This window comes from Pseudomonas sp. PDNC002 (assembly GCF_016919445.1).
Lineage (GTDB): Bacteria > Pseudomonadota > Gammaproteobacteria > Pseudomonadales > Pseudomonadaceae > Pseudomonas.
On the sequence record NZ_CP070356.1, the window covers coordinates 4,610,924 to 4,624,783 of the forward strand.

The 13,860-nt window shown below is 67.2% G+C and carries 8 protein-coding genes; 7 read left to right on the forward strand and 1 reads right to left on the reverse strand.

The genetic code is table 11. From position 1 onward, the window contains the following. The first annotated feature begins 57 nt into the window (after positions 1–57). The 5 genes from JVX91_RS20810 to JVX91_RS20830 all read left to right on the forward strand — a co-directional run bounded on the left by JVX91_RS20810 (position 58) and on the right by JVX91_RS20830 (position 10,046). A complete protein-coding gene (locus JVX91_RS20810) occupies positions 58–1,707 on the forward strand; it encodes a VRR-NUC domain-containing protein (protein ID WP_205336044.1) in 1,650 nt (549 codons plus the stop codon). Then, on the forward strand, positions 1,704–4,019 hold the full coding sequence (locus JVX91_RS20815; RefSeq protein WP_205336045.1) for an ATP-dependent DNA helicase: 2,316 nt from the start codon (positions 1,704–1,706) through the stop codon (positions 4,017–4,019). Before JVX91_RS20810 ends, JVX91_RS20815 begins: the two co-directional genes overlap by 4 nt. A 906-nt stretch (positions 4,020–4,925) precedes the next feature. Continuing rightward, the gene (imuA, locus tag JVX91_RS20820; protein WP_205336046.1) at positions 4,926–5,540 is read left to right on the forward strand and encodes a translesion DNA synthesis-associated protein ImuA; all 615 of its coding nucleotides are present in this window, start codon (positions 4,926–4,928) and stop codon (positions 5,538–5,540) included. 7 nt (positions 5,541–5,547) lie between these two features. Next, complete coding sequence (locus JVX91_RS20825) at positions 5,548–6,957, forward strand: DNA polymerase Y family protein (RefSeq protein ID WP_205336047.1); 1,410 nt, start codon at positions 5,548–5,550, stop codon at positions 6,955–6,957. Then, complete coding sequence (locus JVX91_RS20830) at positions 6,954–10,046, forward strand: error-prone DNA polymerase (RefSeq protein WP_205336048.1); 3,093 nt, start codon at positions 6,954–6,956, stop codon at positions 10,044–10,046. The genes JVX91_RS20825 and JVX91_RS20830 overlap by 4 nt, the downstream gene beginning before the upstream one ends. Positions 10,047–10,338: 292 nt before the next feature. Here JVX91_RS20830 and JVX91_RS20835 read toward each other — a convergent pair whose 3' ends face one another. Further along, complete coding sequence (locus JVX91_RS20835; RefSeq protein ID WP_205336049.1) at positions 10,339–10,713, reverse strand: hypothetical protein; 375 nt, start codon at positions 10,711–10,713, stop codon at positions 10,339–10,341. A gap of 110 nt (positions 10,714–10,823) precedes the next feature. On the opposite strand from JVX91_RS20835, the gene JVX91_RS20840 reads away from it, so the two are divergent. Next, positions 10,824–11,759, forward strand: a complete 936-nt coding sequence (locus tag JVX91_RS20840) for a LysR family transcriptional regulator (RefSeq protein ID WP_205336050.1) — start codon at positions 10,824–10,826, stop codon at positions 11,757–11,759. 79 nt (positions 11,760–11,838) lie between these two features. Beyond that, positions 11,839–13,083 carry a diaminopimelate decarboxylase gene (gene lysA / locus JVX91_RS20845; protein WP_205336051.1) on the forward strand — a complete coding sequence of 415 codons (1,245 nt, stop codon included), beginning with the start codon at positions 11,839–11,841 and terminating at the stop codon, positions 13,081–13,083. Positions 13,084–13,860: the final 777 nt, after the last annotated feature.

The window sequence follows — 13,860 nt, forward strand, 5'->3', positions numbered from 1 at the left end:
GCGGCCAAGCCACCATCGCGCCATCCTTGGCACTGTATGTAAAACCAGTGCCTGCCGATGCCCGCGCCGCTCGACCCCAGCCTCTACTACCTGACCAACTTCCACCGCGCCCTCGACTGGATCGACGAACGCTACGCCGACCTGCTCGACGCCGAGGAAGCTCGGTTCATCGCGGACTTCCGCGCGCTGCCGCTGCCTTCGCGGGCGCTGTTGGTGCGACTGGTCATGCGCAAGGGGCCGCATTTTCGTGCCGGCAAGCTGAGCTATGCCGAGATCGGCGATATCCCCGAGGCCGCCGCGCCGCTGCTGGAGCTGGGCTGGCTGGTCGATGACTACCCGCTGGCACTGGACGAACTGCTGCCACTGCTGCTCAAGGACGAACTGCTCGCGCGCTTCCGCGACGACCTGCCGCGTGGCTCGCTGAAGAAGGCCGAGTTGTACGAACACCTGCACGCCTATCACGAGCAGGTGCAGCCGTTCGAAGGCTGGTACCCGCAACTCGACTGCCTCTACACCTTGATGGCGACGCCGCTGTGCGACCGCCTGCGCCTGCTGTTCTTCGGCAACCTGCAGCAGGACTGGTCCGAATTCGTCCTCGCCGACCTCGGCATCTTCCGCTACGAAAGCGTCCCCTTCACGCCCGACTCCCGCGCCTTCCGCCGCCGCGATGAGCTGGAGGCCTACATCCACCTGTGGAACGGTGCCGTCCGCTTTGAAACTGGCGAGCCCATCGCCGATCTGCTGGCCGAACTGGGCGAGTTCCGCAGCGACAACGTCTACCTGCAAGCCCGCCACGGCCGCCTGCTGTACCGCATGGCCTACCAGTTGGAGCGTGAAGGCGAGCTGGACGCCGCCCTGGCGCTTTATCAGCAAACCTCCGCGGGTGGCTCGCGGCAGCGGCAGATTCGCGTGCTGGAACGTCTACAGCGCTTCGAGGATGCGCATGCTCTGGTCCAGGCCGCACTAGCCGCGCCGGAAAGCGACGGCGAGCTGCAGCTTGTGGAGCGTGCGCTGACGCGACTGGTCCGCCAGCTTGGCCTGCCGAAGGAAAAAGCGGCCAAGCCCGTACCGCCGTTGCGTATCGACCTGGAACTGCCGCGCCCCGACGTCAACGTCGAATTCGCCGTGCAATCCGTGCTCCACGAGGAAGAGGCGCCAGTGCACTACGTGGAAAACGCGCTGGTCTGCAGCCTGTTCGGCCTGCTCTGCTGGGAGGTGATCTTCGCCCCGCTGCCCGGCGCCTTCTTCCACCCCTTCCAGGCCGGGCCGAGCGATCTGTATCGCGGCGATTTCGTCAGCCGCCGCGCCGAGGCCTTCGCCGCACGCCTGGCACTGCTGGACAACGACGCCTATCTGGCGGCGATCCGTGAGACTTACGCCGCCAAGCACGGCATCCTCTCGCCGTTCGTGCACTGGGAGCTGCTGGACGAAAATCTGCTGGAACAGGCCCTGCACTGCCTGCCGGCGGCGCACCTGAAGCTGTGGTTCGAGCGCCTGCTGGCCGACCCGAAGGCCAACCGCGCCGGCATGCCCGACCTGATCCAGTTCTGGCCCGGCGAAGCGCGCTACCGGATGATCGAAGTGAAAGGCCCCGGCGATCGCCTGCAGGATAATCAAAAGCGCTGGCTGGCCTTCTGCGCCGAGCACGGCATGCCGGTGGAAGTCTGCTATGTGCGCTGGCAGGGCGAGGCGGACGAAAGCCAATGAGCTACGCCGTCGCCGTGCGCGCGCTGTGCGAATTCACCGCCAAGGAAGGTGACCTCGACCTGCGCTTCACCCCCGCGCCCACCGCCCAGGAAGGCATGGCCGGGCACGCCACGGTGGTCTCGCGTCGGGGCCTTGGCTATATCGCCGAGCTGCCGCTGCGCGGGGAGTATCCAGGGCTGGTGGTCAGCGGCCGCGCCGATGGCTACGACCCCGACGCCAACCTGCTGGAAGAGATCAAGACCCACCGCGGGGACGTCGCACGCATCCCGCAGAACCACCGACTGCTGCACTGGGCTCAGGTGAAGGTATACGGCTGGCTGCTCTGCCAGACACTGGAGATCGACGCCATCGATCTCGCCGTCGTCTACTTCAACGTCATCACCCAGAAGGAAACGGTATTCCGCGAGCGCTTCGCCGCCGATGACCTGCGGACCTTCTTCGAGCTGCAGTGCAGCCGCTTCGTGAAATGGGCCGAGCAGGAAAGCGCCCATCGCGTCGAACGCGACCAGGGCCTGGAGGCGCTGCGCTTCCCCTACGCGGACTTCCGCCAGGGCCAGCGCATGCTCGCCGAATCGGTGTACCGCGCCGCCCGCGACGGCCAGACGCTGATGGCCCAGGCCACCACTGGCATTGGCAAGACCCTCGGCACGCTGTTCCCGCAGCTCAAGGCATTCCCCGGGCAGAAGCTGGACCGCTTGTTCTTCCTCACCGCCAAGACTCCCGGCCGGCGCCTGGCCCTAGACGCCCTGGCGATCCTGCGCCAGCAGGACGCCGCGCAGCCGCTGCGGGTGCTGGAGCACGTCGCCCGCGACAAGGCCTGCGAGCACCCGGACAAGTCCTGCCACGGCGACTCCTGTCCGCTGGCCAAGGGTTTCTACGACCGCCTGCCCGCCGCCCGCGAGGCCGCGCTCAAGCAGCGCTGGCTGACCCAGGAAGCACTGCGCGACGTGGCGCTGCAGCACCAGGTCTGCCCCTACTACCTGAGCCAGGAACTATGCCGCTGGGCCGACGTGGTGGTGGGCGACTACAACTACTACTTCGACATGAGCGCCCTGCTCTACGGCCTTACCGTGCTCAACGACTGGAAGGTCACCCTGCTGGTGGACGAGGCGCACAACCTCATCGAGCGCGGCCGCGGCATGTACAGCGCCGAGCTGGACCAGTCCGAGTTCAACGCCCTGCGCAAGGTCGCCCCGGCCGGGCTGAAAAGCGTGCTGGAACGCGTCGGCCGGCACTGGAACCAGATGCACCGCGACCAGGAGGTCGACTACCAGATCTACCCCACGGTGCCGGACCTGTTCATCGCCGCGCTGCAGAAAGCCGTCAGCGCCATCACCGACCACCTCACCGACCAGCCCACTGGCAACGAGGCCGAACTGCTGCGCTTCTACCTCGATGCCATGCTGTTCTGCCGGCTGGCCGAAGCCTACGGGCCGCACTCGCTGTTCGACATCACCCGCCACGACGGCAGCGGCCAGCGCACACTCTCCACCCTGTGCCTGCGCAACGTGGTGCCGGCGCCCTTCCTCGAACCGCGCTTCGAGGCGGCCCACAGCACCACGCTGTTCTCCGCCACGCTGAACCCGGCCAACTACTACGCCGACCTGCTCGGCCTGCCGGAAGACACCACCTGGCGCGAAGTGGAATCGCCCTTCCGCGCGGAGCAGCTGGAAGTCCACGCGCTGAGCAACCTGTCCACCCGCTACCAGCACCGCGAGGCCAGCCTGTCGCCGATCAGCACGCTGATGGCCCGGCAGTTCTGCGCCCGCCCCGGCAACTACCTGGCCTTCTTCAGCAGCTACGCCTACCTGCAGCAGGCGCTGGAACGCTTCGCCGCCGAGCACCCGGACATTCCACGCTGGGTGCAGTCGCGCAGCATGAACGAGCTCGAGCGCCAGGCCTTCCTCGACCGCTTCACCCCGCACTCGCAGGGTATCGGTTTCGCCGTGCTCGGCGGCGCGTTCGGTGAAGGCATCGACCTGCCGGGCGACCGCCTGATCGGCGCCTTCATCGCCACCCTGGGTCTGCCGCAGGTGAACGAGGTCAACGAGGAGATCAAGCAACGCATGCAGGGCATGTTCGGCGATGGCTACGACTACACCTACCTGTTCCCCGGCCTGCAGAAGGTCGTCCAGGCGGCCGGTCGGGTGATCCGCACGCCCACGGATTCGGGGGTGATCTATCTGCTCGATGATCGATTCAACCAGCCGGCGGTGCGGCGGTTGTTGCCGGGGTGGTGGAAGCCGGAGCGGCTGAAACTCGTTGCCGATCCGCCGCGTTCGAAGGAGCCGCAGGGGTTTCTGTTGCTGTAACCCTTCGCGCGAATTTTCCGGCCTTTTGTAGGCCTTGTGCCGCGCGGTTCGCGAGTAAGGACTAGGTGTCCCTTCGGTTCTGCGAAGAGTGCTCCGAGCGTCCCTGTAGGAGCGAGCTTGCTCGCGCCCCCCGCCTGATGCCGGCCCTGCCGGAGAATCGCGGAGAAGCTCCGCTCCTACAAGGTCAAAAGCCCCTCACCCTAACCCTCTCCCGCAAGCGGGAGAGGGGACTGTTCTGAGCAGGGTGAAACCATTGTGTCAGCTGGCACGGATGGCTCCTTCTCCCCGTGGGAGAGAGGACCGTTTGGTGCAGGATGAATTTTCGGCATCAATTGGTACGAACGGCCCCCTCTCCCTCGGGGAGAGGGCTGGGGTGAGGGAGAAGCATCGGCACGGACTTCCTCGGAAAGACAGTTGCTCCTGCTAAACGAAAAACCGGATGTCCAGGGCAAGACCTTTGCCCTCTTTGGGTGGGGCGAAACAAGCAGTTCGTGCATATCGAAGCGACGCAGCCCCCCAAACTTAAGCATCGTGGAAAAAGCCCCTCCTGCAAGATCAAAAGCCCTCACCCTAGCCCTCTCCCGCAGGCGAGAGAGGGGACTGTTCGGCGCAGGATGAAGCTTCGGCGTCAGCCGGCACGGACGGCTCCCTCTCCCTGGGGAGAGGGCTGGGGTGAGGGGGATGTACTGGCACAGACTTGCCGACAGTGGCAGTTGCTTCTACCGGTCTCACCCCGCACACCAAACCACCACCAGACCAACCGCCATTGACGGCACCATCTCACGAGATAAACTGTATATACATACAGTTATTTCCGAGCAATCCCATGCAACTCCCATCCATCTTCCTCCCCCGGCCCTCCCGCCGGACGCATGACCGTCGCCGCTCGCCGGCCGGGAGGCCGTGATGGGTAGCGTGGTCGCGCTCGACACCCTGTTCCACCAGCGCCAGGTCTGGAAAGGCCAGCCCCAGGGCCTGCCACCCAGCCAGCAACCCACCGGCCACGCCGTGCTGGACCAGGCCCTGCCCACCGGTGGCTGGCCGGAAGCCGCCCTCAGCGAAATCCTCCTGGCCCAGGAAGGCATCGGCGAGCTTCAGTTGGTCTGGCCAACCCTCGCGCGACTCAGTGCAGCCGGCGAGCGCATCGTGCTGGTCGCCCCGCCCCACGTGCCCTACCCGGCCGCCTGGCAGGCGGCCGGCGTGATGCTCGATCAACTGGCCATCGTCCGCGCCGAAGGCCGCGATGCGCTCTGGGCCGCCGAACAATGCCTGCGCTCGGGCAGTTGCGGCGCCGTGCTGTGCTGGCCGCAGCAGGCCGATGACCGCGCCCTGCGCCGCCTGCAGGTGGCCGCCGAAACCGGGCAGACCCTGGCCATCGCCTACCGCTCGCAGCGCGAAGCGCTCAACCCCTCGCCCGCCGCCCTGCGCCTGGCGTTGGACGCCACCCCGGCACAACTGCGCGTACTCAAGTGCCGTGGCGGGCTGGCGCCGGCGCGGCCCATCCCGCTGCCCTGGCACTGAGGTCGTCATGCTCTGGGCCTGCATTCTCCTGCCGCAACTGGCAATGGACGGCGTGCTGCGCAGCCGTCCCGAGCCGGACGCCGCCCTGGCGCTGCTCGCCGGGCCGACGCAGCGCCGCGTGCTGCAAGCGGTGAACCCGGCGGCGCGGGCGCTGGGGCTCAAGCCCGGCCAGTCGCTCACCGCCGCCCAGGCCCTGAGCCGCGACTTCGCCACCGCCGACTATGACCTGCACGAGGTGGAGCGCTACCAGGACCTGCTGGCCGCCTGGGCCTATGGTTTCAGCTCGCAGGTCAGCCAGCACTACCCGCGTGCGCTGCTGCTGGAGGTGCAGTCCAGCCTGCAACTCTTCGGCCCTTGGCCGCGCTTCGAGGCGCGTCTGCGCGAGGAGTTGAACGCACTGGGCTTCCGCCACCGCATCACCGCCGCGCCCAACCCGACCGCCGCGCGCATCCTCGCCAACGGCCACGACGGCCTGGCGATCCACGACAACCAGCAGTTGCGCCAGTACCTGGGCAGGATGCCCCTGGAGCGCCTGGGCCTGGAGCGCGACGCCGCCACCTCGCTGGGCCGCATGGGCCTGCGCAGCCTGCAGCAGCTGCTCGCCCTGCCGCGCGAGAGCCTGGCCCGGCGCTTCCCGCCGCAGGTGCTGCGGCAGGTCGACACCCTGCTCGGCCAGCGCCCGCTGGCCCTGGAGTTCTACCGGCCGCCGGACAGCTTCGAGTCGCGCATCGAGCTGAACTTCGACGTGGAATCCACCCAGGCCCTGCTCTTCCCGCTGCGCCGCCTGACCGCCGACCTCGGCGCCTTCCTCGCCGGGCGCGACAGCGGTGTGCAGCGCTTCGTCCTTCATCTGGAATACCACGACGGCCCGGATACGCCGATGCCGGTGGGCCTGCTCAGCGCCGAGCGCGAGGCGGCGATGCTCTTCGAATTGGCTCGCGGCCGCCTGGAACAACTGCAACTGCGCGCCCCGGTACACAGCGTGCGACTTATCGCCGACGATTTGCCGCCCTTCGTGCCGCAGCACCGCGAACTATTCGACGACCGCCCGCAGCAATCCCAACCCTGGGAACAGCTGCGCGAACGCCTGCGTGCGCGGCTGGGCGACGACGCCGTGCATGGCCTCGGCGGCCGCGCCGAGCATCGCCCGGAGCGCGCCTGGCAGGATCAATCCACCCCACGCCTGCCCATCACCGACGTCCCGCGCCCTGGCTGGCTACTGGCCGAACCCCAGCCATTGCGCGAGTTCGCCCCAACCCTGCTGGCCGGTCCGGAGCGCATCGAATCCGGCTGGTGGGATGGCGAAGACATTCGCCGCGACTACTACCAGGTACGCACCCGCAGCGGCCAGCACGCCTGGGTGTTCCGCCCGGTGGGCAACGACGGCCCGTTGCTGCTGCACGGCTGGTTCGCATGAGCGCGCCGGGCGAAGGCATCGGCTACGCCGAATTGCACTGCCTGTCCAACTTCAGCTTCCAGCGCGGCGCCTCCAGCGCGGCCGAGCTGTTCGAGCGAGCGAAGAAGCTGGGCTACCGTGCCCTGGCGATCACCGACGAATGCAGCCTCGCCGGCATCGTCCGCGCCTGGCAGGCATCGAAGGAAACCCAAATTCCTCTGATCACCGGCAGCGAGCTGAGCATCGAACAAGGCCCGAAGCTGGTGCTGCTGGCCGAGAACCTCACTGGCTACGAGAACCTCTGCCGCCTGCTCACCCACGCCCGGCGTCGCGCCGAGAAAGGCAGCTACCGTCTGGTGCGCGCGGACTTCGACGACAACCTCGACCACCTGCTGGCGATCTGGCTGCCGCGAGACAATCAGGACGACGACGGCCTCTGGCTGCGCGAACGCTTCCCCGAGCGCCTGTGGCTGGGCGTCGAGTTGCACAAGGGCCCGGACGACGCCGGCAAACTGCATCGCCTGCGCGAACAGGCCACCCGCCTGGAAATCCCCGCCGTGGCCTGCGGCGACGTACACATGCACGTCCGTGGCCGCCGCGCCCTGCAGGACTGCATGACCGCCATCCGCCAGCACCTGCCGGTGCATGAGGCCGGCCAGTACCTCTATCCCAATGGCGAGCGGCACCTGCGGCCGAAGGAGGCGCTGGCGGCGATCTATCCGGCCGAGTTGCTGGCGGAGACGGTGCGGATTGCGGAGCGCTGTACTTTCGACCTCGATCACCTGGATTACCAATACCCGCGCGAACTGGTACCCGAAGGCCACACACCCACCACCTGGCTGCGGGAGAAGACCGAGGAAGGCATCCTGCGCCGCTGGAAAGACGGTGCCGACGCCGCCGTCCGCCAGCGTGTCGAGGATGAGCTCGCGCTGATCGCCGAGCTTAAGTACGACAGCTACTTCCTCACGGTCTACGACATCGTCGCCTTTGCCCGCAGCCAGAGCATTCTCTGCCAGGGACGCGGCTCGGCCGCCAACTCGGTGGTCTGCTTCGCCCTCGGCATCACCGAACTGGACCCGACCCGCGAGCACGTACACCTGCTGTTCGAACGCTTCATCTCCCGCGAGCGCAACGAGCCGCCTGACATCGACGTCGACTTCGAGCACGACCGCCGCGAGGAAGTCATCCAGTACGTGTTCCGCCGCTACGGGCGTACCCGCGCCGCGCTCACCGCCGTGGCCAGCACCTACCGCGGCGCCGGCGCCGTGCGCGACGTGGCCAAGGCGCTGGGGCTGCCGCCGGATCAGGTCGGCGCGCTGACCGACTGCTGCGGCGCCTGGAGCCGCGAAGCGCCGGCTCCCGAGCGTCTGGTGGAGGCCGGCTTCGATCCGGAGAGCCCGATACTGCGCCGAGTCCTGGCGCTGACCGGCCAGTTGGTCGGCTTCCCCCGGCACCTGTCGCAGCACCCCGGCGGCTTCGTGATTTCCCAGCAGCCGCTGGAAACCCTGGTGCCAGTGGAAAACGCCGCGATGCCCGAGCGCACCCTGATCCAGTGGGACAAGGACGACCTCGACGCCGTCGGCCTGCTCAAGGTCGACGTGCTCGCCCTCGGCATGCTCAGTGCCCTGCGCCGCTGCTTCGACCTGATCGCCGACTATCGCGGCAAGCAGTGGACCCTCGCCACGCTGCCGCAGGAGTGCAAGGAGACCTACGCCATGATCAGTCGCGCCGACACCGTGGGCGTGTTCCAGATCGAATCCCGTGCGCAGATGGCCATGCTGCCGCGACTGCGCCCCAAGAAGTTCTACGACCTGGTCATTCAAGTCGCCATCGTCCGTCCTGGCCCTATCCAGGGCGACATGGTCCATCCCTACCTGCGTCGGCGGAACAAGGAGGAACCGGTCGTCTATCCCTCCAAGGAACTGGAGGAGGTTTTCGAACGCACCCTGGGCGTGCCGCTGTTCCAGGAACAGGTGATGCAGCTGGCGATCATCGCCGCCGAATACACACCGGGCGAAGCCGACCAGTTGCGCCGCTCGATGGCTGCCTGGAAACGCCACGGGGGGCTAGAGCCGCATCGCAAGCTTCTCTCGGAGCGCATGCTGGCGAAGGATTACACCCAGGAATACATCGACCGCATCTTCGAGCAGATCAAGGGCTTCGGCAGCTACGGCTTCCCCGAGTCCCACGCCGCCAGCTTCGCCCTGCTCACCTACGCCAGCTGCTGGCTGAAATGCCACGAACCGGCAGCCTTCACCTGCGCCCTGATCAACAGCTGGCCGATGGGCTTCTACAGCCCCGACCAGTTGCTGCAGGACGCCCGCCGCCACGGTCTGGAAATCCGCCCGGTGGACGTGCGCCACAGCCACTGGGACTGCACCCTGGAGCCCATCGCCGAACGCCAGCCGGCGATCCGCCTTGGCCTGCGCATGGTGCGAGGGCTGCGCGATGAAGTCGCCGATGCCATTGCCCAGGCCCGCGAGCAACGCCCCTTCGCCGATGTCGCCGACCTCTGCCTGCGCGCCCATCTCGACGGCCGCGCCCGCGAACAACTGGCCGACACCGGAGCCCTGCGCGGCCTCGCTGGCCACCGGCACAAGGCGCGCTGGGCGATTGCCGGGGTCGAGCCGCAGCTGCCACTGTTCGCCGGGCAAGTCACCGAGGAAGCGCCCGTCAGCCTGCCGCTACCCAGCCAGGGCGAAGACCTGCTCACCGACTACGCGACCCTGGGCACCACCCTCGGCCCGCACCCCATGACCCTGCTGCGCGGCGCCCTCAAGGCCCGCCGCTGCCGCAGCTCACGGGAACTGCTGAAACTGGAAGCCGACCGCCCGGTGCGCGTCGCCGGCCTGGTGGTCGGCCGCCAGCGCCCAGGCACCGCCAGCGGCGTCACCTTCGTCACCCTCGAAGACGAGTTCGGCATGATCAACGTGATCGTCTGGCGCGACCTCGCCGAACACCAGCGTCGCCCCTTCCTCAGCGCCCGCCTGATGCAGGTGGACGGCACCCTGGAAGCCAAGGACGGCGTGCGCCATGTGATCGCCGGGCGGCTGACGGACCTGAGCGGATTGCTGGAAGGGCTGGATGTGCGGAGTCGGGATTTCCATTGAGCCTGCGAAACCAATCTCACAGGAATGCAGTTTCGTAAGATGGCGTGGAGCGAAGCGATACCCATCAGCTCCGGCTTGATCCGCGTCAGGCGATACGCGTGCAAGCTCGCTCCCGCTGTCTGAATATTGCGTAGGAGCGGACTCCGTCCGCGATCGGTTGAGCAGTGCACCAGAATTATCAATGGAGCGACCGGCAAGACATCGCGGACGAAGTCCGCTCCTACGCACGCCGGTTGGAGTAAGCCCCTCGGTAGGAGCGAACTTGCTCGGAACCCCATCGTAGAACGCCCGTTCACCCTCCCAGCAGGTAGATGACCAACTCGGCCACCGACAGCGAGAACAGGTACGGCCCGGTGAAACCTACCCAGACGAGCAGCGCCAGCGGCGTGTAGAGCAACACCAGCACCACTCGGGCGCGACGGCTGCGGAGCATCAGCCAGAAGATGTGCCCCAGCGCGAACAACGCGCTGCACAGGACGGCAGGATCGAAGATGGCGTGGAACCGGCCATAGTCGCTTAATGCCCCGATATCGCTACCCAGCGCCAGAAACATCACCAGTGCCATTCCCGCCGCGCCAAGGGCCAGGGCCAGCGCTGCGCCCGCCAACACCCAGCACGCCAACCGGACGAACCCGGGTTCGCCGGGCACGGATTGTTCGCCTTCCATCAGCCTTGCCGCTCCTTTCAATGACGGCCCGACACTACACAACCCCGGCCGATTTGCCGAGACCGCGCGGACGCCTTACGCTGCCGCCATTCCTTTCTCCGGCCCCGAGCATGATCACCCTCCGCCACATCGAAGTCTTCCGCGCGGTCATGACTACCGGCAGCGTCACCCGCGCGGCGGCGTTCCTGCATACCAGCCAGCCCACCGTCAGCCGCGAACTGGCTCGGCTCGAGCAACTGGTCGGTTTCGAGCTGTTCCTGCGCGAGCGCGGGCGACTGGCGCCGACGGCGCGGGCGTTGATGCTGTTCGAGGAAGTAGAGCGTTCCTTCACCGGGCTGGACCGTATCGTCGCCTTCGCCGGCAGCCTGGGGCAGTTCGCCGAGGGCAAGTTCTCCATCGGGTGCCTGCCGGCGCTTTCCCAGGCGCTGCTTCCGGAGGCCTGCAAGCGCTTCAGCCGAGAAAACCCGGCCATCAGCCTGGAAGTGGCGGCGCTGGAGTCGCCGCATCTGGAAGAGGCGCTCAGCGCCCAACACCACGACATCGGCCTGATCGAAAACGACGACGCGCCGCGCGGTACCGAATTGCAGCCGCTGCTGGCGGTGGACGAGGTGTGCATCCTCCCGGACGGCCATCCGCTGCTGCAGCGTGAGCGTCTGGAAGCGGCGGATTTCGCCGGCCAGCCTTTCGTCAGCCTCGCCACCAGCGACCGCTACCGGCACCTGATCGACGCGGTGTTCCTCGACGCTGGGGTGCAGCGGCAGATGCAGGTGGAAACCCATAGCGCCGTCTCGGTGTGCAGCATGGTCCGCGCCGGATTGGGCCTTGCCGTGGTCAACCCGATCACCGCCCTGATGTTCCAGGGCCAGGGCATCCAGTTGCGGCCGCTGGCGTTCTCGCTGCCGTTCCAGGTGAGCGTGGCGAAGCCGCTGTACCGCCCGGCCACGCCGCTGCGCGAGCGCTTCGTCGCAGCACTTCAGGCGGAAGCTGGCGTGCTGGTACAGCGCCTGCGCGAAGCCGGCGTGGGCTGCACCCTATATCAAAAATGAATTGATCGAATAACAAGCGGCATTATTCAGCCAGACAAAGGCCCGGTAGACTAGCGCCATCTATCTTCGGAGCCCATTCATGACTTTCCTCGCCCTGCCCCGCGCCGAACAGCTTGCCCTGCAATTCGGCACCCCGCTGTGGATCTACGACGCCGCCACCATCCGCGGCCAGATCGAGCGCCTGAAGAGCTTCGACATCATCCGCTTCGCCCAGAAGGCCTGCTCCAACCTGCACATCCTGCGCCTGATGCGCGAACAGGGCGTGAAGGTCGACGCCGTGTCCCAGGGCGAACTGCTGCGCGCCCTGGCCGCCGGCTATTCGTGCCGCGAGGATGAATCCGAGATCGTATTCACCGCCGACCTGCTGGACCGCACCACCCTGGAAACCGTGGTCGAGCACGGCATCCCGGTGAACGCCGGTTCCATCGACATGCTCCGCCAGCTGGGCGAAGTCGCCCCCGGCCACCCGGTGTGGCTGCGCATCAACCCCGGTTTCGGCCACGGCCACAGCAACAAGACCAATACCGGCGGTGAGCATTCCAAGCACGGCATCTGGCACAGCGACCTGCGCGCCGCCCTGGACGTGATCCGCGAACGCGGCCTGCGCCTGGTCGGCCTGCACATGCACATCGGCTCGGGCGTCGACTACGGTCACCTGGCCCAGGTCGGCGAAGCCATGCTCGGCCTGGTCCAGCAGGTGAAGGACGCCGGCCACGACCTGTCTGGCATCTCCGCCGGCGGCGGTCTGTCCATCCCCTACCGCGCCGGCGACCCGGAAGTGGACACCGCGCATTACTTCCAGCTGTGGGACAAGGCGCGCAAGGCCGCCGAAGCCGTGGTCGGCCACAAGCTGCACCTGGAGATCGAGCCGGGCCGCTACCTGGTCGCCCAGTCCGGCTGCCTGCTCAGCGAAGTACGCGCCACCAAGGACGCCGGCCGCAATCACTTCGTGCTGGTGGACGCCGGCTTCAACGAGCTGATGCGCCCGTCCATGTATGGCAGCTACCACGGCATCCGCGTGCTGGCCGGCGATGTGGCCAGCCGCGAGGTGATCGACACCGTGGTGGCCGGCCCGCTGTGCGAGTCCGGTGACGTGTTCACCCAGGGCGATGGCGGCGTGGTCATCCCCCGCGCCCTGCCGCGCGCCCAGGTTGGCGACCTGCTGCTGATCGAAGATACCGGCGCGTATGGCGCGTCCATGTCGTCCAACTACAACAGCCGTCCGCTGATCGCCGAAGTGCTGCTGGAAGGCGCCGAAGCGAAACTCATCCGCCGCCGCCAGCGCGTGGAAGAGCTGCTGGCACTGGAAGAAGACCTGGGCTGATCTGCGCAGGACAGCCCGCGCCGCGCCTGACATCAGCGCCCCAACGGTACAAACACAGGCGGGGCCTCACCCTGTAGGAGCGGAGCTTCTCCGCGATGCTCTTGTGCGAAGCGGTCGCGGAGAAGCTCCGCTCCTACAGGGAGACACCTGATCGTTAATCCGGCGCCAGCGCGTGGAAGAGCTGCTGGCACTGGAAGAAGACCTGGGCTGATCTGCCCAGGACAGCCCGCGCCGCGCCTGACATCAGCGCCCCAACGGTACAAACACAGGCGGGGCCTCACCCCGTAGGAGCGGAGCTTCTCCGCGATGCTCTTGTGCGAAGCGGTCGCGGAGAAGCTCCGCTCCTACAGGGAGACACCTGAGCGTTAATCCGGCGCCAGCCATGGAAGAGCTGCTGCACTGGGAGAAGACCTAGGCTGATCTGCCTAGGACAGCCCCCGCCGCGCCTGACATCAGCACCCCAACGGTACAAACACAGGCGAGGCCTCACCCTGTAGGAGCGGAGCTTCTCCGCGATGCTCTTGCGCTAAGCGGTCGCGGAGAAGCTCCGCTCCTACAGGGAGACACCTGATCGTTAATCCGGCGCCAGCCATGGAAGAGCTGCTGCACTGGGAGAAGACCTGGGCTGATCTGCTCAGGACAACCTGCGCCCCGCCTGGCATCAGCACCCCAACGGCACAAACACAGGCGGGGCCTCACCCCGTAGGAGCGGAGCTTCTCCGCGATGCTCTTGTACTAGGCGGTCGCGGAGAAGCTCCGCTCCTACAGGGAGGCACC